Origin of the sequence: Loktanella fryxellensis (assembly GCF_900110065.1) — a bacterium.
Classification (GTDB): Bacteria; Pseudomonadota; Alphaproteobacteria; order Rhodobacterales; family Rhodobacteraceae; genus Loktanella; species Loktanella fryxellensis.
This window is the reverse complement of record NZ_FOCI01000004.1, coordinates 52673-71568: the sequence shown is the minus strand read 5'-3', so window position 1 is coordinate 71568 and position 18896 is coordinate 52673. Positions and strand designations below refer to the sequence as shown.

The window sequence follows — 18896 nt, the reverse complement described above, 5'->3', positions numbered from 1 at the left end:
CGCGAAACGGATAGTAGGGCGCAACTGATCCAAGCGGGGTGGAACGCGACATGTTCGACACAATGACATTGACCAAGGTCATCGGCGGCTTCTGCGGCGCGTTCCTTGTCTTCATGCTGGGCGGCTGGGCGGCCGAGGCGATCCTGCATCCGGGCGGGCATGGCGAAGGCGAGCAGGCCTACATCATCGAAGTGCCCGAAGCCGGTGGCGAAGCGGCCCCTGCGGAAGAAGCCGTGCCCTATGACGTGGCGCTCGCCGCAGCCGACGCGACCGCTGGCGAAGGCGTGTTCCGCAACTGCCGGTCTTGCCATGCTCTCGACGGCGCGGACGGCGTCGGCCCGCACCTGAACGGTGTGGTGGGGCGTCCCGTGCAGGCGGTTGACGGCTTCGGTTATTCCGGCGCGCTGATCGAGGTGGCCGATGCCTGGACCGAGGAGAACCTCTACAACTTCCTCGAGGACCCGCAGGGCTGGGCGCCCGGCACGTCTATGGGCTATGCCGGTCTGTCGGACCCCGCCGACCGCGCGAACCTGATCGCCTATCTGGCGACCACCGGCGGCTGATCGCCGCAACCGTGCAATGCCATGAACCGCGTCCCCACCGGGCGCGGTTTTTCGTTGCGCCGGATGGGGTTCACGCAGAGATTACATTTTCGCAACTTGCGGCCCCATCCCCGCTGCGACTAGCGTGATCCGAACGCCAGCGTCCCGCCCCCTGACCCGACCGGAGATTGCACCGATGATCCACGCCCCGCGCCGCCCCATTGCCACCGCGCAGGCGAAAGCCCGGTTATCGCAGGGTCCGTCATGGCTGGCGGGATCGGCGCTGCTGGTGGGGCTGGCGCTGCTGGCCGGGCAGGCACGTGCGCAGGACGCGGCACCTGTCGCAGCACCGGCCGCATCGGACGACGTGGTCGTCACCCACGGCTATTCCTATTTCGGCGATCTGAACTATCCCGCCGACTTTCCCCATCTGGACTACGTGAACCCCGACGCGCCCAAGGGCGGCGAGATGTCCCAATGGTTCGCGGGCACCTTCGACGGCTTCAACCCCTACACGCGCGGCGGCAACGCCGCCGTGCTGTCCCAGACCCCGTTCGAGGCGATCGTGACCACGACCGCCGACGATCCGACCGCGCTCTACTGTTATCTGTGCACGACGATGGAATATCCCGCCGACCTCGCATGGGTGATCTTCAACCTGCGCGACGACGTGACCTTCAGCGACGGCACGCCGATGACCGCCGAGGACATCAAGTTCAGCTACGACACCTTCATGTCGCAGGGCCTGCCTGAATTCCGCGCCGCATTTGACGGGCAGATCACGCAGGTGGAGGTGCTGGACCTGTTGCGCATCCGCTTCTCCTTTGGCGCGGATGCCCCGCGCCGCGACAGGATCGGTCTGGCCGCAACGTTTCCGCCCTTCTCGCAGGCCGAATGGACCGAGTCGGGCCGCCGTCTGGACGAGACTTGGCAGACCCCGCCGCTGGGCACCGGGGCCTACCTGCTGGGCGATTTCGACTATGGCCGCACACTGACCTACGTGCGCAACCCGAACTTCTGGGGCGCCGACCTGCCGATCAACGTGGGCCGCAACAACTTCGACAGCATCCGCATCGAATATTTCGCCGACGGCGATACCGCGTTCGAGGCGTTCAAGGCGGGTGAATACACCTTCCGCAGCGAGAATTCGGCCCTGACATGGGCGACGGGATACGATTTTCCGGGGGTGCAGAACGGCAGCGTGATCAAGACGGAACTGCCCGACGGCAACCTGCCACGGGCGCAGTCCTTCATCTTCAACCTCAACGATCCGGTCTTTCAGGACCCGGCGGTGCGGGCCGCGATCCGGCTGATGTTCAATTTCGAGTGGTCGAACGAGACACTGTTCTATGGCCTATACGAGCGGACGACGTCGTTCTGGGCCAATACCGAGATGGAGGCCACGGGCGTCCCCACCGCGGAGGAGGCGGCGATCCTGCAACCGCTGGTGAATGAGGGGCTGCTGGATGCGACGATCCTGACGGACGAGGCGGCGATACCGCCGGTCTCCTCGACCGGCCAGCTGGACAGGGGCAACCTGCGTGCGGCGTCCGCCCTGCTGGAAGAGGCGGGTTGGGTCGCGGGCAGCGACGGGATTCGTCGCAAGGATGGCCAGTGGCTGGACGTGACCTTTCTCGAAAGCAGCCCGGCGTTCGACCGGGTCATCAACCCCTATGTCGAGAACCTGAAACGACTGGGCGTGAACGCGGTGCTGGACCGTGTCGATCCGGCGCAGGAACAGGAACGCACAAGGTCCGGCGACTGGGACGTGGTCACCCACAGCTTTTCCATGTCGCTGGAACCGGGGACAGAGCTGAAACAGTGGTTCGGGTCGGAGACCGCCGAGGACAGCAGTCGCAACCTGATGGCGCTGCGCGATCCCGCGGTGGACAGCCTGATCGACACGGTCATCGCCGCCGATACGACCGACGACATGCACGCCGCCACCCGCGCCCTGGACAGGGTGTTGCGGGCGAACGGGTTCTGGGTGCCGCAATGGTTCAAGCCGACCTACACGGTGGCCTATTACGACATGTTCGAGCATCCTGCGGACCTGCCGCCCTATGCGCTGGGCGAGACGGACTTCTGGTGGTTCAACGCGGACAAGGCCGAGGCGCTGCGGGCCTCCGGCGCGCTGCGCTGATCCGCTGATGGGCGCCTACATCCTACGCCGGCTGCTGCTGGTGATCCCCACGTTGCTGGGGATCATGGTGCTGAACTTTTCCCTGACGCAATTCGTGCCGGGCGGTCCGATCGAGCAGATCATCGCCCAGATGGAAGGCGGCGGCGACGTGTTCGAGGGGATCGCCGGTGGCGGTGGCGGCGAGATCGTGGATGGCGGCGGTGGCAGCGACTACATCGGCGCGCGCGGGCTGCCGCCCGGTTTCATCGAGGATCTGGAACGCGAGTTCGGCTTCGACAAGCCGCCGCTGGAACGCTTCCTGACGATGATGTGGAACTACGTCCGGTTCGATTTCGGCGACAGTTATTTCCGCAACATCAGCGTCTTCGATCTGGTGATGGAGAAGATGCCCGTCAGCATCACGCTCGGCCTGTGGACGACGCTGATCGCCTATGCCATTTCCATCCCGCTGGGCATCCGCAAAGCGGTGCGCGACGGGTCCAAGTTCGACACATGGACCAGTGGTGCGATCATCGTGGGTTATGCGATCCCCGGTTTCCTCTTTGCGATCCTGCTGATCGTGCTGTTCGCGGGCGGCAGCTATTACCGCATCTTTCCGCTGCGCGGGCTGACGTCGGCCAATTTCGATGACCTGTCGCTGTTGGGCAAGATAGGCGACTATTTCTGGCACATTGCCCTGCCGGTGCTGTCCATGACCATCGCCAGTTTCGCCACGCTGACGCTGCTGACCAAGAACAGCTTTCTGGACGAAATCAAGAAGCAGTACGTTCTGACCGCCAAGGCCAAGGGTCTGGGCGAGCGGACGATCCTGTATCGTCACGTGTTCCGCAACGCGATGCTGATCGTGATCTCGGGCTTTCCGGCACTGTTCATCTCGGTCTTCTTCGGCGGCTCTCTCATCATCGAGACGCTGTTCAGCCTCGATGGTCTGGGGCGTCTGGGGTACGAGGCGGCGGTGGCGCGGGACTATCCGGTGGTGTTCGGGACACTGTTCGCGTTCTCACTCATGGGGCTGGTCGTCGGTATCCTGACCGACCTGACCTACATGTTCATCGACCCACGCATCGACTTCGAGGCGAGAGGCTAGGCCCGTGACCAACATCGACCCCAACACACAGGCCCTGATGGGGGCGGCCAAGCGCCGCGCGCCGTTCCTGTCGCCGTTGAACCAGCGCCGCTGGCGCAACTTCAAGCGCAACCGCCGCGCGGTCTGGTCGCTGTGGATCTTTGCCATCCTGTTCGGCCTGTCGCTGTGCGCGGAGTTCATCGCCAACGACAAGCCGCTGCTGGTCAGCTATCGCGGCGAGTTGCGGATGCCGATCTTTCAGTTCTATTCCGAGGCCGACTATGGCGGCGATTTCCTGACCGAGGCAGGCTATACGGACGTCGAGGTGAAATGCCTGATCGCCACCGGCGGTCTGGTCGATCTGTGTTTCGACGATCCGGACGGCACCATCGCCGCGTCCGATGCGGGCACCCTGAGCGAGGCGGATTACGACAAGGGCTGGATGGTCTGGCCGCTGATCCCCTACAGCTACAACACCATCGTCGACATTCCGGGCGTGGCCCCGTCGGCACCGGACAGCAACAACTGGCTGGGCACGGACGACACGAAACGCGACGTGGTGGCGCGGGTGATCTATGGGTTCCGGCTGTCGATCATCTTCACCCTGATCGTCACCATAGCATCCAGCGTCATCGGCATCATGGCAGGGGCGGTGCAGGGCTATTTCGGTGGTTGGGTCGACCTCGCGTTCCAGCGCGTGATCGAGATCTGGTCGGGCATCCCGTCGCTGTATGTCATCATCATCATGTTCGCCATTCTGGGGCGAAGTTTCTGGCTGCTGGTGTTCCTGATCGTGCTGTTCGGCTGGACGTCACTTGTAGGCCTCGTGCGGGCCGAATTCCTGCGGGCGCGCAATTTCGAATATGTCCGCGCCGCCCGCGCGCTGGGGGTGCGGGACCGCACGATCATGATGCGCCACATCCTGCCCAACGCGATGGTGGCGACGGTGACCATGCTGCCGTTCTTGATCACCGGGGGCATCTCGACGCTGGCGACGCTCGACTTCCTTGGCTTCGGACTGCCGTCCTCGGCACCGTCGCTGGGCGAACTCACGTTGCAGGCGAAACAGAACCTGCAGGCGCCATGGCTCGGGTTCACCGCCTTCTTCACCTTCGCAATCATGCTGTCGCTGCTGGTGTTCATCTTCGAGGGGGTCCGCGACGCCTTCGATCCCAGAAAGACCTTCGCATGACGCCTCTGCTCGATGTGCGCGACCTGACGGTGTCGTTTCGTCAGGACGGCGACGTGACGCAGGCCGTGCGTGGCGTGTCGTTCCAGATCGCCCGCGGCGAAACATTGGCCATCGTGGGCGAAAGCGGGTCGGGCAAATCCGTCACCGCCCTGTCCACGGTGCAGCTGTTGGGCGACAGTGCCACGGTGACGGGCTCGATCACCTACGACGGCACGCAGATGGTTGGCGCGCCCGAACGTGACCTGATGCGGGTGCGCGGCAACGACATCAGCTTCATCTTTCAGGAGCCGATGACCTCGCTGAACCCGCTGCACACGATCCAGCGGCAGTTGGGCGAGTCCATCGAGTTGCATCAGGGCCTGCGCGGCGACGCGGTGCGGACCCGCGTCATCGAACTGCTGACGCAGGTCGGCATCCGCGAGCCGGAGGAGCGTCTGGAGGCGTTTCCGCACCAGTTGTCCGGCGGGCAGCGGCAGCGCGTGATGATCGCCATGGCGCTGGCCAACGGCCCGGAACTGCTGATCGCGGACGAGCCCACGACCGCGCTCGACGTCACCATTCAGGCGCAGATCCTCGATCTGCTGGCTGACCTGAAGGCGCAGCAGGGCCTGTCGATGCTGTTCATCACCCACGACCTGACCATCGTGCGCAAGATCGCCGACCGCGTCTGCGTGATGAAGGACGGCGTGATCGTCGAAACCGGCCCTGCCGCCGAAATCTTTGCCAACCCGCAGCACCCCTATACGCAGACGCTGCTGGCCGCGGAATCGGTGGGGCAGCCGGGGCCGGTCGCGAAGGGTGCCCCCATCATCGCCGAGGCCGCGCATCTGAAGGTCTGGTTTCCGATCCGGCGCGGTCTGCTGAAACGCACCGTGGGCCACATCAAGGCGGTGAACGACGCGAGCTTTACCGTCCGGGCGGGCGAAACGCTGGGCATCGTGGGCGAATCGGGGTCTGGCAAGACCACATTGGCTCTGGCGATGATGCGTCTGATCGGGTCCGAAGGGCGGATCGTGTTCCAAGGGCGGGACATCGGCGACTTCAACCAGCGCCAGATGCGCCCCCTGCGGTCCGACATGCAGATCGTCTTTCAGGACCCGTTCGGCAGCCTGTCGCCGCGCATGACCGTGGAGCAGATCATCAGCGAAGGCCTGACCATCCACCACATCGACCCCGGTACGCCGCACCGCGGCCAGGTCGCCGCGATCATGACCGAGGTGGGCCTGAACCCCGCGCTGATGGACCGCTATCCGCACGAATTCTCGGGCGGCCAGCGGCAGCGCATCGCCATTGCCCGTGCCATGATCCTGCGACCAAAGCTGGTGGTGCTGGACGAACCGACGAGTGCGCTCGACATGACGGTGCAGGTGCAGATCGTGGACCTGTTGCGTGACCTGCAGGCGCGGCACGGGCTGGCCTATATCTTCATCTCTCACGACCTGAAGGTGGTGCGCGCCATGTCCCACACGGTGATGGTGATGAAACAGGGCGACGTGGTCGAGGCGGGGACGGCGGCGGCGATCTTTGACGCGCCGCAGACCGCCTACACCCGTGCCCTGATGGCAGCGGCGTTCGAGGGGCGGACGGTCTAGACCCCCAGCAGCGCCAGAACGAGGGGCAGGGTCAGGGCCGACGCGAGCGTCTGCGCGGTGATGAGGCCCGCCATGAACGGCCCGTCGCCGCCCATCGCCCGCGTCAGCACATAGGCCGTGGTCGCGGTGGGGATGGCGCTGAACACCACCAGCACCTGCAACTCCACCCCCGTCAGGCCGCAGGCGCGCCCGACACCCCACGCAAGCCACGGCATCGCAGCCAGCCGCAGCGCGCTGTTGATCCCCAGCGCCGCCACATCGCGCCGCATGGCCGCGGGCTGCAGGGCGGCGCCCACGCACAGCAGGCCCAGCGGCAGGCTGGCCTGCGCCAGAAACCCGAGGAACGTGCCGCTGCCCCATGGCAGGCCCGTGCCCGTGACGGCCAGTGCCAGCCCGCATGCACAGGCAAGGATCAGGGGATTGCGCAGCACCTGCAGCAGCAGGGGGAGGGGGCGCGCCCCATTGCTGAGGGCCATGATCGACAGCACGTTGACCAGCGGCACGGCGACGGCCAGGAACACGGCGGCGCGCGTCAGGCCTGCGGGCCCCGCGATGCCGCCGACGATGGCCAGTCCCAGATACGTGTTGAACCGCAGCACCCCTTGCAGGGCAGGGCCGAACCGTGCGGGCGTCGCAGGCCAACGCAGGCGCAGCAATGCCAGCAGGCCGGCGGCAACCCCGATGCTGAGCGCCGTGGCACCACCCAGCCGCAGCAGGGCCGGATCATCGACCGGGGCCACCGCGAGGCTGGCGACCAGCAGCGCCGGGAACAGCAGGACATAGTTGATGCGCTCTGCCGCCGGCCAGAACCCTGCGCCCGGAAACCCGCGCCGGGCAAGCGTGTAGCCAAGCACGATCAGGGCAAAGACGGGCCACAGCGTCTGGATCAGCACGTTCGACCGACCGCGTACCCCGGACATGACAACGCCGCCGGTTTCCCGGCGGCGAAGGTCTCGGTTGGCTGACGATCGTCCAAATCCGCCACCCGATCGGCAAGGAGCGAGGGGCTCAGCCCTCGGACCCGATCATGAAACAGGACTGGTCGCGTGCCTGCAACCTGCGGCAGGCGAGGTCGGCGCCTTCCCGCGTAAGTCCCATGAAATTGGCGTCGAAACCGCGCGTGGTCTCGGTCACGCGGCGCACGGCCCCGTCCAGCGTGCTCATCTCGTTCAGCGCGACGCGGAGCAGCACCTTTTCCGCTTCATAGCGGGAATTGAACCGCCCGACGTTCACGCCCCAGTGCCGCCCGCCAGAGGTCGAGATGCGGGTCACGACCTCGGGTGCGGCGGGAACCACGGGTGCGGGGGCCACGGCTGCGACCTGCACCGCCTCTGCCAGCACCGAGTTGATCATGTCCGTGTCCACCGACAGGCCCGCGACGGCTGCGGGTGCCGCCAGTGCGGGCCGCAGCGCCGGGCGCAGGCTGCGGGTCACGCGACCTGACACGCGCACGGTCTTGCCCGCACCGCCGTTGGTGGCGGGCCCGGTGTTCTCGCTTAGCAACATCGGGGCGACGGCGGGGGCGTCTGCGGCGGGCACGTCGGGGCGCTGCAGTGTGGCCGTGCTGGGCGCGCGGTTGAAGCCGAGGTCCATCAGCTCTGTCACCTTGGCGTTGCGCTGCGCGGTGGACGTGCCGCCGAAGACGGTCGCGATGATGCGTTCCTGTCCGCGCTGCGCCGATGCAGTCAGGTTCAGGCCCGCCGCGTTGGTGAACCCCGTCTTGATCCCGTCCGCACCCGGATAGCTGTCGAGGAACCGGCTGTTGGTGTGGCGCACCTCGGCCACGCCCGCATCGGCGGTGCGGCGCGAGAAGAGGTTGTAGTACTGTGGGAAGTCATAGATCACGTGCCGCCCCAGCACGCTCATGTCCCGCGCGGTGGATAGATGCCCCTCTGCCGTCAGGCCGTGGGCATTGCGGAACGTGGTGTTGGTCATGCCCATCGCGGCAGCGGTGCGGTTCATCCGGGTCGCGAACGCGTCCTCGGAGCCCGAGATCGCCTCGCCGATGGCGGTGGCCGCATCGTTGGCGGATTTCACGGCGGCGGCGCGCAGCAGATAGCGCAGCTTGATCCGCTGACCGGCGCGCAGGCCCAGCTTCGACGGGGGTTCATTTGCGGCAAGGCTGCTGATCGTCACTTCGGTATCCAGCGTGATCTCGCCGCGCTGGATCGCTTGAAAGGCGATGTAGAGGGTCATCATCTTGGTCAGCGACGCGGGGTGCAGCCGCGTGTCTGCATTCTCGGCAAACAGGACCTCTCCGGTCCGGGCATCCATGACGAAACCCGCATAGGGCGCCGCAAAGGCCATCAGCGGGGCCAGCATCAGCAGGATCGACAGGAACAGAGCGCGCAAAGCGCGGGTCATCGGACGGTTTTGCACGTCGCTCGCCTTTTTTTATTGGACTGCTTTTCGACTGCCTCTTGGTCCCGGTTTGTCCGGTGACCGCATTGTTGCACAAGTGCTAGCACACCTCTGCCCCTGACGAAAACATCAAAGTTTCAAAGGCTTTGACTGTGGTCTTTGTGCACATTGTCCAGATGTTGTGCACCATTCCGGCCGCGCCCCCACATGTTGAGAAATCATGGCAATATCGTGCGCCGGGACGTGGCGGCAGCCATGTGCAGCATTCCGCTGCCCGTGACGCCGTGGCACGGCGCGGCGGCCCGTTCAGGGGGTTTTCATGCATCGATTTGCCATTATATAGGGGCGATCAAGGACATGGCAGGATCTGGGTCACGATGCGGACGCGACATTACCTCATGGCGGCCAACGACGACGGCGACGGGCAGGACGATGTCGGCGTCGTCCTGAAGACACGCGAGAAGACCAAGCGACCGCCGCTGTACAAGGTGCTGATCCTGAACGACGATTTCACGCCGATGGAATTCGTGGTGATGGTGCTGGAACGCTTCTTCGGCATGACTCATGCGCAGGCCTTCGACATCATGCTGACCGTCCACAAGAAGGGCGTCGCCGTCGTCGGCGTCTACAGCCACGAGATCGCCGAGACGAAGGTCGCGCAGGTCATGGACTATGCCCAGCGGCACCAGCATCCCCTGCAATGCACGATGGAGAAGGAATAGCGCGCCGCGCTGTTCCCCCGACCGATGGCCGCCACATCCCGCCTGCAAACCGTCATCGACGACGGGCTTCTGACATTGCCCGCCGGTCCCGTGACCGTGATGCGGCCAACCGCCGACTACGACCTCTCGCCGCTGGCGGGGCACGAGATCCGTATCGCGCAGGGCTTTGCCCCCGATGCCGCCGCCTTTGCGCAAGCCGGGTTTGCCGTGACGCAGGTGGCCACCGCCGCCCCCACCATGATCGTCGTCGTGCCACGGTCGAAGGCCTTGGCCCGGTCGATGATCGCGCAGGCCTGCGCTGGCGCGGAGCTGGTCATCGTCGATGGCCAGCGCACGGACGGCATCGACAGCCTGCTGCGCGACGTACGCGCCGTGCTGGGGGAAGTGCCGTCGCTGCCCAAGGCCAAGGGGCGGCTGTTCTGGTTTGCGGCGACACCGGCCTTTGCCGATTGGGCGGCCCCTGCGCCGGTGCAGGGCGATCATGGCTTCTACACCACGGCCGGCGTGTTCTCGGATGGCGCGGTCGATCGCGGCTCTGCGTTGTTGGCCGCCGCGTTGCCGGAAAAACTGCCCGCCCGCATGGGCGATCTGGGCGCGGGCTGGGGGTATCTGGCCCATGCGGTTCTGGCGTGTGACGGCGTGAAATCCCTCGACCTGATCGAGGCGGAGGCCCTGTCGCTGGACTGCGCGCGCCTGAACGTGACCGACCCGCGGGCGACCTTTCATTGGGCCGATGCGCTGACCCATACGGTCAAGCCGAAGTGGGACGGCATCGTGATGAACCCGCCGTTCCACACGGGATCCAAGGGCACGCCGGCGCTGGGGCAGGGGTTCATTGCGGCGGCATCCCGCCTGCTTGCGCCGCACGGCAAGCTGTGGATGGTCGCCAACCGCCATCTGCCCTACGAGGCGGCCTTGCGCGAACGGTTCCGCAACGTGGGCGAGTTGCCCGGCGACGGGGCCTACAAGCTGTTCCACGCCACGCGGCCCATCGCGGGCTGAGGCCATCCTGTCCTGACAAGGGAAACCGCCATGTCATTTTCCATCAAGGGCCGCACGGCCATCGTGACCGGGGCTGCGAACGGCATCGGGCTGGCGGTGGCCCGCCATTTCGTCCGCGCCGGGGCGAACGTCATGATGGCCGACAGCGACGAGGCGGCGCTGGACCGCGAGGTGGCCGAACTGTCCGCCGACAGCGAACGGGTGCGCATGTTCGCAGGCGATCTGCGGCAGAAACTGGCGGTGGCGAACCTCGTCTCGGCGACCGTCGATGCGTTCGACGGCGTCGATATCCTGGTGAATGCGGCGCGCCAGATCGGGCCGACCGCGCCGCTGGACCCCGACGACACGTCAGTCGCCGATCTGCTGGAGCAGAACCTGACACTGCCGCTGCGCCTGTCGCAGTCCATCGCAAGGCGTTTCGTGAAACAGGCCGAAGGCCTGTCCGACGACGACGACCGGATCATCGGCACGATCGTCAACCTGTCCTCCATCGCCGGCAGGCGTGCGCATCCCGAATTGCTGGGCTATGGCATGGCGAACGCCGCGCTCGATCAGATGACGCGCAGCATGGCGGTGGCGCTGGCGCCGCACCGGATTAGGATGAATGGGGTCTGCGTGGGATCCGTGCTGTCCAACAGCCTGAACCTGTGGCTGCGCGATCACGGCGCGGCCCGCGCGGCGATCCTCGGCGCGACGCCGATGGGCCGGATCGCCAATGCCAGCGAGGTGCCGGACACCGTGCAATACCTTGCGTCAGACGCATCGGGGTTCGTGACGGGCCAGATCATCGTCATCGACGGCGGCCGCACCCTGCTGGACGCAGGTGCGGTCGCCGCACACTAGCGTCATTCGGGATAGAGCGTCCGGCACTGCGCGGTCGCGGCGGCGGTCCGGCGTTCCAGATTGGCACGGGTCGCCAGCAACTGGTTCAGCGTGTCGCGTTCCACGGTCAGGTTGATGGCCTGCGGCACGTTCACCGTGCGGACCTTCTGGACAGGGCACAGGCGGGTGTCGATGCTGCCGTCGCGGTTCCGCTCGCGGCACATGTCGAACCCCCGGCTGACCCGTTGCTGGCGGTCGATGGCGAAACCGCGATCCAGATTGGCCTGCGTCTGCGCGATCAGAAAGGCATTCACCCGCAGATCCTGCGTCACGTTCGACAGGCACTGCTGCTGCGGCGTGGCACAGGCCGCCAGCAGGACGAGGGGGGACAAGGCAATCAGGAACCGCATGGGCGCACTCTTTCACGACTGGGGACGGACAGGCCACGGGGAGGTCCGCTTGCGTCCACCTCCGCACGGTTCTAGATGATATGCAATAACACGCAGACACGCGGGGGGGCGGCATGACCGATCGGATGGACGACGAGAAGGCACAGGCGAGCGCATGGTTCGAAACCCTGCGCGACACCATCGTCACCGCCTTCGAGGGGTTGGAGGACAGCCAGACCGCCGGTCCCACGGCAGGCCTGCCCGCCGGCCGGTTCGAGCGGACCTTGACCCACCGCAGCAGTGACGACGGGTCGGACGCAGGCGGCGGTATCATGTCGGTGATGCGCGGTGGCCGCGTGTTCGAAAAGGTCGGCGTGAACACGTCCACCGTGCACGGCGTGCTGGGCGCGGCCGCGCAGCGCGCGATGGCCGCCCGCGGCGTGCCCGGCATGGACAGCGATCCGCGCTTCTGGGCGTCGGGCATCAGCCTTGTGGCGCACATGCAGAACCCGCATGCGCCCGCCGTCCACATGAATACCCGCATGTTCTGGACGCCGCATGCGTGGTGGTTCGGCGGCGGGTCCGACCTGAACCCCTGCATCGAATATGCCGACGACACGGCGCATTTCCACGCCACGCAGCAGCGGCACCTCGACCCGCACGGGATGGACCTGTATCCCCGGCTGAAGGCGTGGGCGGACGAGTATTTCTACATCCCGCACCGCAACCGGGCGCGGGGCGTCGGCGGCATCTTCATGGACGACCACTGCACCGGCGACTGGGCGGCGGATTTCACGCTGACGCAGGACATCGGCCGCGCATTCCTGCCCGCCTATCAGCCGCTGGTGGAACTGCGCCGCGATACGCCGTGGACCGACGCCGACAAGGACACGCAGCTGATCCACCGCGGGCTCTATGCGGAATACAACCTCGTCTATGACCGGGGGACAAAGTTCGGCCTGACCACCGGGCACGACGCCAACGCGGTGCTGATGAGCTTGCCGCCGCTGGCCAAGTGGACGTGACCTAGCGCCCGGTCAGCCCTTCCATGTTGGTCAGGGGGACGGGCTGAGTGACGAGGTGGCTCTTGCGGCGCTCGTAGAACGCGTTGCCTCCCGCCGTGACGACATAGTGCATGTTGTCGTAGCCCGCCCGGTAGCTGGCCGCGTGAAAGAATTCGGCCCGACCGACCAAAGGATGCCGTTCGCCGCGCATCACCGCGCGGGCCGCGGCCTGCGCCAGCGGCGCGCCCCGGTCGTCCATGCGCTTGGACAGCACGCCGGAGGCGAACTGGTTCTTCTGGCCCACGACGGCGCAGACGGTGTCGGGATATTGCGGCGACTGCACCCGGTTCATCACCACCGTCCCCACTGCGATCATCCCGTCGCGGCTGGAGCGGTTGGATTCGAAATACATCGCGCGGGCCAGACATTCTTCCGGACCCTGGCGCTTGAAGATGCCGCATCCCGTGAGCGTGGTCAGCGCCAGCCCCGCGCATATGGCAAGCCGCAACCGCACCGTTCCTGTCGTCATGTGATCAATCCTGCTGCCTGCCGCGCCGCCCGTTTGCCGGGCTTGTCACTCCATCCTAGCAGAAAACAGCACGTCTGCTCAACAGGGGTGTCAGACCTCTGGGCGCAACACGCGGGCCAGCGCCGCACCTTGCGGGCCGCTTGCGGCCAGACCCCGCGCGGTGCCGTCGCGGTCGGCCTGCGGTTTGTGCTGGTTGACCTTCCATGCGCCCTCCAGCCGGTCCACGGTCAGGCGCAGGCCGACGATGCCGCGCTGCAACCCGGCGATATAGTCGGCGGGTGCGTCGGACACGGCCCATGGGGCGGGGCGGTCAGCCTCCATCCGGTCACTGATGGTGGTGACATGGGCGTGCAGCCAGTCGGGATCGTCCACGACCCGCAATGACCCGTGGGCATGGACGCTGATATAAGTCCACGTGGGCACGACCTTGCCCGTTTCGGCCTTGGACGGGTAGAACGAGGGCGAGACATAGGCCTGCGGCCCCTGAAAGATCGCGATGCTTGGCCCCGGTGTCCGCCAATGCGGATTGGCGCGGGCGACGTGGGTTTCCAGCACCAGCGCATCGTCCGGGCCGGTCAACAGCATCGGCACATGTGTCGCGACGGGGCCGTCCGCGGTCTGCGTGACGAGGGCGGCCAGCATGATCTGCCCCACGGCGGCGCGCAGCACGTCCACCCGATCCTCGCGGAAGGCGGGCGGCGCGTACATCAGCCGCCGCGCACCGTGTCGATCATCAACTGCACGTTGTCGGGGTGTGCGTCGGGCGTGATGCCGTGGCCAAGGTTGAAGATGTGCGGGCCGTGCGCGAAGGCATCCACCACACGCCGCGTCTCGCGCACCAGATCGTCGCCGCCCGTGACCATGTGGCGCGAGGCGAGGTTGCCCTGCACGCAGCCACCCGGCTGCACATGGGCGGCCGCCCATTCCGGCGTCACGCCGTCGTCGAGTGCGATGCAGTCCGCGCCGATGGCGGCGTGCAGGCCCGCGTATTTTTCGCCCGCGCCACGGGGGAACGCGATGACGGGGACGTGGGGGTATTTCGCCTTCAGCGCCGCCGCGATCTGGCGGGCGGGCTCGACCGCGTATTTTGCGAAATCGTCGCCCTGCAGCGATCCGGCCCAGCTGTCGAAGATCTTGACGACCTCGGCCCCCGCCTCGATCTGGCGGGACAGATAGGCGATGGTGCCCGTCGTCAGCGTGGCCATCAGCGCGTCGAACACCGCGGGATCGCTGGCCTTCAGCGCATGGGCCGGGGCCTGATCCGGCGTGCCCTGACCCGCGATCATATAGGTGGCGACGGTCCACGGCGCACCGGCGAAACCGATCAGCGTCGTATCGCTGGGCAGCTCCCGGCGCAGGATGCGCAGTGTTTCATAGACCGGCGACAGCACCGCGTCGATCTCGTCCACGGGCTTCAGCTTGTCCAAGCCGGACTGGTCGGTGATGGTGGACAGGCGCGGGCCTTCGCCGGTCACGAACCACAGGTCGGCCCCCAGCGCCTGCGGCAGCAGCAGGATGTCCGCGAACATGATCGCCGCGTCGAAGCCATAGCGGCGGATCGGCTGCAACGTGACCTCGGCCGCCAGTTCGGAGTTGTAGCACAGCGACAGGAAATCGCCTGCCTGCGCTCGCGTCGCCTTGTATTCCGGCAGGTATCGCCCGGCCTGACGCATCATCCAGATCGGCGGGGTGGGCAGGGTTTCACCCGCAAGGGCACGGAGGATGGTCTTTTGGCTGGTCATCGGGGGTCCTTTGGTTTGGCCATTTCGTCGCAATGCGCTGGCCTGTTGTCAACCCGGATTGACACCGCTAACACTGCCCTCATGACGCTGACATTGCCCACACCCGCCCAACCCCTGCGTATCGGAACCCGGGGATCGCCCCTCGCCCTCGTGCAGGCGCACGAGACGCGCCGCAGGCTGGCGGAGGCGTTCCAGCTGCCCGAGGCGGCGTTCGAGATCGTGGTCATCAAGGTGCTGGGGGACCAGATCCTCGACCGTGCGTTGAAGGAGATCGGCGGCAAGGGCCTGTTTACGCGCGAGATCGAAGAGGCGCTGCTGGACGGCGGCATCGACATCGCGGTCCATTCGATGAAGGACATGCCGACGCTGCAACCGGACGGGCTGCTGCTGGACACCTATCTGCCGCGAGAGGATGTGCGCGACGCCTTCGTGTCGCGCCACGCCACCCGCATCGCCGATCTGGCGCAGGGGGCCACGGTCGGCTCCTCCAGCCTGCGCCGTCGGGCGCAGCTGCGCGCGCGACGCCCCGACCTGAACGTTGTGGAATTCCGCGGTAACGTGCAGACGCGGCTGAAGAAACTGGACGACGGCGTGGCCGTCGCCACGTTCCTCGCGAAGGCGGGGTTGAACCGTCTCGGTATGGGCGACGTGCCGCATCATCCGATCTCCGTCGACGACATGCTGCCCGCCATAGCACAAGGCGCCATCGGCATCGAACGGCGGGCGAACGACGCCCGCGTGGCCGATCTGCTGGCGGCGATCCACGACAGTCCCACCGGGCAGCGGCTGGCGGCGGAACGCGCGCTGTTGCAGGCGCTGGACGGGTCCTGCGAGACGCCGATCGCCGGTCTGGCCGAGATCGAGGGCGGCAACCTGCGCCTGCGCGGCGAGATCCTGCGCGAGGATGGCAGCCGCGTCCTGTCCGACGACATGACCGGCCCCATCGCCGACGGCCCCCAGATGGGTCGGGAGATGGCGGCGAAACTGCTGGACCGCGCGGGGCCGGGCTTCTTCGCCTAGGCGTCCAGCGGGGCGTTCCTGTCGAGCCACAGGATCGCCACCATCGCCGCCGACATCACCACCGCCCCCAGCACCGCAGCTATGCCGTAGCCACCCAGCGCCGCACCAAGGGCGAATGCCGCGGCGCTGATTCCCTGCGCCGCGATCTGCTGCAAGGCCAGCAGCGATGCACCAGCCCCGGCGCGGCTGCCCAGAAGATCCTGCAGATAGCCGATGGCCAGCGCGTAGACCATCGCACCACCGACGCCCAGCGGCAGCGTCAGCAGCCACAGGGCCGGGGTGCCGACCGCCAGCGGCAGGGCAGCCAGCGCCAGCGCATAGACGAAGGTGCCAACGGCGATGATGTGCAGCCTGCGGGCGAACTGCCGCAACCAGCCGACCGACAACGTGGCCGCGATCTCGAACACGACGAAGATCGCGATGAACATGCCCGCAGCCCCCGCGCCCGCAGAGGCATCCGCGTCCGCACCGGCGCCCGCACCGCTGGCCGCATGCAGCAGCAGCGCCAGCACCACGCCCAGCAGCGCCGATCCGCTGTGCACCGCGCCCACAAGGACGACACGCAGCAGGACGGGACCGTGCATCATCTCGGCCAGTGACGCGCGAAAGCCGAGGCCCGATGGCACGTCGGTCCAGGGCGTGCGGGCATCGTGCGGCCAGCGTCGCAGGATCAGCACCATCAGCACAGCACCGGTCAGCGTCGTCCAGCCATAGACCGACAGCAGCGACACGCCGCGGTCGAACAGCAGGCCCCACAGGGCCAGCATGACCACGAAGGGCACCGCATAGATCGCGCGGACGGTGGCCATAATGCCGTCGCGCTGCGCGCGCGGATAGTCCGCCGTCACCAGCCGCACGACCGCGAACAACTGACCAAACAGCGTGCCCGCCACCGGCAGCAGCAGCACATGCGCCACCACGAAGGCCACGGCGTTGTCGCCCGCCAGCACCAGCACCGCACCCGCCGTCATCGTCACTGCCGCGCACAGCGCCAGCGCCCGACGGCTGGGCCGCTGGTCGGTGATGATGCCGACCCCAATGGACGCCGCCACCGAGACGATCAGGGACGCCACCAGCACAAGCGCATAGGCGCCATCGCTCAGCCCATAGAGGGTGACGGCGATCAGCGACTGGAACGTGCTGACCGAGGCCACGAAGCTGCCTTGCAGCAGCATCGCCACGACCATCAGCCGCAGGCTGGGATCGCGCCACAGCGCCGTGATCGCGGGTGTCATTGGGGTATCGTCTTTCCGGGGTTCAGGATGTTGTGCGGGTCCAGCGCCGCCTTGATGGCGCGCATGGCGTCCAGCGCGACGGGGTCCTTGCGGCGGGTCATGCTGCCCAGCTTGGACAGGCCGATGCCGTGTTCGGCGCTGAACGATCCGGACAGGTCCTGCACCACATCCTCGACCATCTCGCGGATCGCGGCGATCAGGGCGGGGTCGTCCCGGCTGGGGCAGGCGGTGTAGTGCACGTTGCCGTCGCCCAGATGCGCGACGGCGATGTCGGTGGCGGCGGGATCGAGGATCAGGAGGCGGCGCTTCGCCTCCGCCATGAATGTGGCGACATCCGGCAGCGCCAGCGCCACGTCGGTGTCGACGAAGGGCTGCATGGCGAACATCACCTCCGCCGCGGCCTCGCGCCGGGCCCACATGGTGCGGCGCTGCGCCTCGGTCTGGGCCACGACCGCATCGAGGACGAGGCCTTCGTCCATCATCTGCGCCAGCGTGTCCTGCAGCAGCGCCACGACGGGCAGGCTGCCGTCGGCCAAGGGGGTGGCGTCGCGGGGGGCGGTGGCGCCGACCTCGATCAGGATGTTCACGTCGTGGGGGTGTGCAAAGGGGGCCTTCGCCCCGGCGATCACCGCAAGGTGGCGGGCGATATAGGTGGCGGGCATGTACTCGAACGCCTCGACAGCGCCACCCGTGGCGTCCTGCATCCGGTGCAGCAGGGTCAGCGCGGCAGGCAGGCTGGCGGCTGCGACCATGGCCGTGGCATAGGCACGGGGGCGCTGGAACAGCTTCACCGTGGCTGCGGTGATGATGCCGAGGCTGCCTTCCGCCCCGATCAGCAGGTGTTTGAGGTTGAGCCCGCTGTTGTCCTTGTGCAGGCGGCCCGACAGATCCATCACCCGGCCGTCCGCCATGACCGCGGTCAGCCCCAGCACCAGATCGCGGGTGTTGCCATAGCGCAGCACGTTCGATCCGCCCGCGTTGGTGGACAGCACGCCGCCGATCATCGCGGACCCGCGCGCGCCGAAGGTCAGCGGAAAGATCAGGTCGTGGTCGGCAGCCGCGTCGTGCAGGCGGGACAGGATCACCCCCGCCTCGACCGTGGCCGTGCGGGCGGCGGCGTCGATGTCGCGGATGGCGCACAGGCGGTCCAGCGACAGCACGAGGCCGCCCATCGCCGACGCCCCGCCGTTCAGGCCCGTGTGTCCGGACACGGGCACCACGGGTGTGCCGGTTGCATGGCAGGCCGCGACGACGGCGCTGACCTGTGCGGTCGTGGCAGGGCGGGCGACCGCCAGCGGCGTGCTGACATAGCGTCCGGTCCAGTCGCGGACCCACGGGGCCATGTCGACGGGATCGGTCAGCAGGGCGCCGGGCCCGAGGAGCGGGGCGAGCGTTTCGAGGAGTGTCATGTGGCGATCCGAGGCGGTGGGACGCCGCGACCCTGACCGCGACCGCGGCGGGTTGCAAGATGCCGAAAGCCGCGCCGCAAACGATTACGGTGCAGTGTCGCAATGAGGCCGTTCAGCACGCAATGA

The 18896-nt window shown here is 67.1% G+C and carries 18 protein-coding genes; 10 read left to right on the top strand and 8 right to left on the bottom strand.

The genetic code is table 11. The features are described from left to right. Positions 1 to 50 precede the first annotated feature (50 nt). The 5 genes from BMX16_RS04615 (at position 51) to BMX16_RS04595 (ending at position 6535) form a co-directional block, all read left to right on the top strand. On the top strand, positions 51 to 563 hold the full coding sequence (locus BMX16_RS04615) for a c-type cytochrome (protein WP_089899718.1): 513 nt from the start codon (positions 51 to 53) through the stop codon (positions 561 to 563). Between the two features lie 175 nt (positions 564 to 738). Then, the gene (locus tag BMX16_RS04610) at positions 739 to 2685 is read left to right on the top strand and encodes an extracellular solute-binding protein (RefSeq protein ID WP_089899421.1); all 1947 of its coding nucleotides are present in this window, start codon (positions 739 to 741) and stop codon (positions 2683 to 2685) included. A 7-nt stretch (positions 2686 to 2692) separates the two neighbouring features. Beyond that, a complete protein-coding gene (locus BMX16_RS04605) occupies positions 2693 to 3772 on the top strand; it encodes a microcin C ABC transporter permease YejB (protein WP_089899418.1) in 1080 nt (359 codons plus the stop codon). Positions 3773 to 3809: 37 nt separating this feature from the next. Then, a complete protein-coding gene (locus BMX16_RS04600) occupies positions 3810 to 4943 on the top strand; it encodes an ABC transporter permease (protein WP_089899715.1) in 1134 nt (377 codons plus the stop codon). Beyond that, positions 4940 to 6535, top strand: a complete 1596-nt coding sequence (locus tag BMX16_RS04595; RefSeq protein WP_089899415.1) for an ABC transporter ATP-binding protein — start codon at positions 4940 to 4942, stop codon at positions 6533 to 6535. The genes BMX16_RS04600 and BMX16_RS04595 overlap by 4 nt, the downstream gene beginning before the upstream one ends. Here the strand turns inward: BMX16_RS04595 and BMX16_RS04590 are convergent. Both BMX16_RS04590 and BMX16_RS04585 read right to left on the bottom strand, forming a co-directional pair. Further along, on the bottom strand, positions 6532 to 7428 hold the full coding sequence (locus BMX16_RS04590; RefSeq protein ID WP_089899712.1) for an AEC family transporter: 897 nt from the start codon (positions 7426 to 7428) through the stop codon (positions 6532 to 6534). The two genes, BMX16_RS04595 and BMX16_RS04590, sit on opposite strands and share 4 nt — an antisense overlap. A gap of 115 nt (positions 7429 to 7543) precedes the next feature. Then, entirely contained in the window at positions 7544 to 8899 is a 1356-nt protein-coding gene (locus BMX16_RS04585; protein ID WP_425434002.1) for a D-alanyl-D-alanine carboxypeptidase family protein, read from the bottom strand. A gap of 374 nt (positions 8900 to 9273) precedes the next feature. Here BMX16_RS04585 and clpS point away from each other — a divergent pair, with 374 nt between their 5' ends. From clpS to BMX16_RS04570, 3 genes are read left to right on the top strand one after another with little or no spacing between them, the layout of a single operon-like run. After that, positions 9274 to 9618, top strand: coding sequence for an ATP-dependent Clp protease adapter ClpS (clpS, locus tag BMX16_RS04580; RefSeq protein WP_089899412.1), 345 nt, complete (start codon positions 9274 to 9276; stop codon positions 9616 to 9618). Positions 9619 to 9642: 24 nt separating this feature from the next. Next, entirely contained in the window at positions 9643 to 10620 is a 978-nt protein-coding gene (locus tag BMX16_RS04575; RefSeq protein ID WP_089899409.1) for a class I SAM-dependent methyltransferase, read from the top strand. 30 nt (positions 10621 to 10650) lie between these two features. Next, the gene (locus BMX16_RS04570) at positions 10651 to 11463 is read left to right on the top strand and encodes an SDR family NAD(P)-dependent oxidoreductase (protein WP_089899406.1); all 813 of its coding nucleotides are present in this window, start codon (positions 10651 to 10653) and stop codon (positions 11461 to 11463) included. Positions 11464 to 11465: 2 nt separating this feature from the next. Here the strand turns inward: BMX16_RS04570 and BMX16_RS04565 are convergent, their stop codons facing one another. Further along, positions 11466 to 11852 carry a hypothetical protein gene (locus BMX16_RS04565; RefSeq protein WP_089899403.1) on the bottom strand — a complete coding sequence of 129 codons (387 nt, stop codon included), beginning with the start codon at positions 11850 to 11852 and terminating at the stop codon, positions 11466 to 11468. A 113-nt stretch (positions 11853 to 11965) separates the two neighbouring features. On the opposite strand from BMX16_RS04565, the gene hemF reads away from it, so the two are divergent. Continuing rightward, on the top strand, positions 11966 to 12856 hold the full coding sequence (hemF, locus tag BMX16_RS04560) for an oxygen-dependent coproporphyrinogen oxidase (protein ID WP_089899399.1): 891 nt from the start codon (positions 11966 to 11968) through the stop codon (positions 12854 to 12856). A gap of 1 nt (position 12857) precedes the next feature. Here hemF and BMX16_RS04555 read toward each other — a convergent pair whose 3' ends face one another. The 3 genes from BMX16_RS04555 to hemE all read right to left on the bottom strand — a co-directional run bounded on the left by BMX16_RS04555 (position 12858) and on the right by hemE (position 15106). Beyond that, positions 12858 to 13364 (bottom strand): cell wall hydrolase, encoded by a 507-nt coding sequence (locus BMX16_RS04555; RefSeq protein ID WP_089899397.1) that lies wholly within the window; start codon positions 13362 to 13364, stop codon positions 12858 to 12860. A 90-nt stretch (positions 13365 to 13454) separates the two neighbouring features. Next, complete coding sequence (locus BMX16_RS04550; RefSeq protein WP_089899394.1) at positions 13455 to 14072, bottom strand: FMN-binding negative transcriptional regulator; 618 nt, start codon at positions 14070 to 14072, stop codon at positions 13455 to 13457. Continuing rightward, positions 14072 to 15106 (bottom strand): uroporphyrinogen decarboxylase, encoded by a 1035-nt coding sequence (gene hemE, locus BMX16_RS04545; RefSeq protein WP_089899390.1) that lies wholly within the window; start codon positions 15104 to 15106, stop codon positions 14072 to 14074. Before hemE ends, BMX16_RS04550 begins: the two co-directional genes overlap by 1 nt. An 81-nt stretch (positions 15107 to 15187) precedes the next feature. Here hemE and hemC point away from each other — a divergent pair, with 81 nt between their 5' ends. Beyond that, complete coding sequence (hemC, locus tag BMX16_RS04540; RefSeq protein ID WP_089899387.1) at positions 15188 to 16126, top strand: hydroxymethylbilane synthase; 939 nt, start codon at positions 15188 to 15190, stop codon at positions 16124 to 16126. On the opposite strand, the gene BMX16_RS04535 is transcribed toward hemC, so the two are convergent. Both BMX16_RS04535 and BMX16_RS04530 read right to left on the bottom strand, forming a co-directional pair. Then, positions 16123 to 17361: an MFS transporter gene (locus tag BMX16_RS04535; RefSeq protein WP_089899384.1), complete on the bottom strand. Its 1239-nt coding sequence runs from the start codon at positions 17359 to 17361 to the stop codon at positions 16123 to 16125. The genes hemC and BMX16_RS04535 overlap by 4 nt on opposite strands. Continuing rightward, positions 17358 to 18770: an FAD-binding oxidoreductase gene (locus BMX16_RS04530; protein WP_089899381.1), complete on the bottom strand. Its 1413-nt coding sequence runs from the start codon at positions 18768 to 18770 to the stop codon at positions 17358 to 17360. The genes BMX16_RS04535 and BMX16_RS04530 overlap by 4 nt, the downstream gene beginning before the upstream one ends. Between the last annotated feature and the right edge of the window lie 126 nt (positions 18771 to 18896).

Excerpts from the sequence above, each read along its gene's own strand:
- hemE (WP_089899390.1), bottom strand. The coding sequence starts at position 15,106 with ATGACCAGCCAAAAGACCATCCTCCGTGCCCTTGCGGGTGAAACCCTG.
- clpS (WP_089899412.1), top strand. The coding sequence starts at position 9,274 with ATGCGGACGCGACATTACCTCATGGCGGCCAACGACGACGGCGACGGG.
- BMX16_RS04555 (WP_089899397.1), bottom strand. The coding sequence starts at position 13,364 with ATGACGACAGGAACGGTGCGGTTGCGGCTTGCCATATGCGCGGGGCTG.
- hemC (WP_089899387.1), top strand. The coding sequence starts at position 15,188 with ATGACGCTGACATTGCCCACACCCGCCCAACCCCTGCGTATCGGAACC.
- BMX16_RS04575 (WP_089899409.1), top strand. The coding sequence starts at position 9,643 with ATGGCCGCCACATCCCGCCTGCAAACCGTCATCGACGACGGGCTTCTG.
- BMX16_RS04600 (WP_089899715.1), top strand. The coding sequence starts at position 3,810 with ATGGGGGCGGCCAAGCGCCGCGCGCCGTTCCTGTCGCCGTTGAACCAG.
- BMX16_RS04605 (WP_089899418.1), top strand. The coding sequence starts at position 2,693 with ATGGGCGCCTACATCCTACGCCGGCTGCTGCTGGTGATCCCCACGTTG.
- BMX16_RS04610 (WP_089899421.1), top strand. The coding sequence starts at position 739 with ATGATCCACGCCCCGCGCCGCCCCATTGCCACCGCGCAGGCGAAAGCC.
- BMX16_RS04570 (WP_089899406.1), top strand. The coding sequence starts at position 10,651 with ATGTCATTTTCCATCAAGGGCCGCACGGCCATCGTGACCGGGGCTGCG.
- BMX16_RS04530 (WP_089899381.1), bottom strand. The coding sequence starts at position 18,770 with ATGACACTCCTCGAAACGCTCGCCCCGCTCCTCGGGCCCGGCGCCCTG.
- BMX16_RS04550 (WP_089899394.1), bottom strand. The coding sequence starts at position 14,072 with ATGTACGCGCCGCCCGCCTTCCGCGAGGATCGGGTGGACGTGCTGCGC.
- BMX16_RS04565 (WP_089899403.1), bottom strand. The coding sequence starts at position 11,852 with ATGCGGTTCCTGATTGCCTTGTCCCCCCTCGTCCTGCTGGCGGCCTGT.
- BMX16_RS04535 (WP_089899384.1), bottom strand. The coding sequence starts at position 17,361 with ATGACACCCGCGATCACGGCGCTGTGGCGCGATCCCAGCCTGCGGCTG.
- hemF (WP_089899399.1), top strand. The coding sequence starts at position 11,966 with ATGACCGATCGGATGGACGACGAGAAGGCACAGGCGAGCGCATGGTTC.
- BMX16_RS04595 (WP_089899415.1), top strand. The coding sequence starts at position 4,940 with ATGACGCCTCTGCTCGATGTGCGCGACCTGACGGTGTCGTTTCGTCAG.
- BMX16_RS04585 (WP_425434002.1), bottom strand. The coding sequence starts at position 8,899 with ATGACCCGCGCTTTGCGCGCTCTGTTCCTGTCGATCCTGCTGATGCTG.
- BMX16_RS04615 (WP_089899718.1), top strand. The coding sequence starts at position 51 with ATGTTCGACACAATGACATTGACCAAGGTCATCGGCGGCTTCTGCGGC.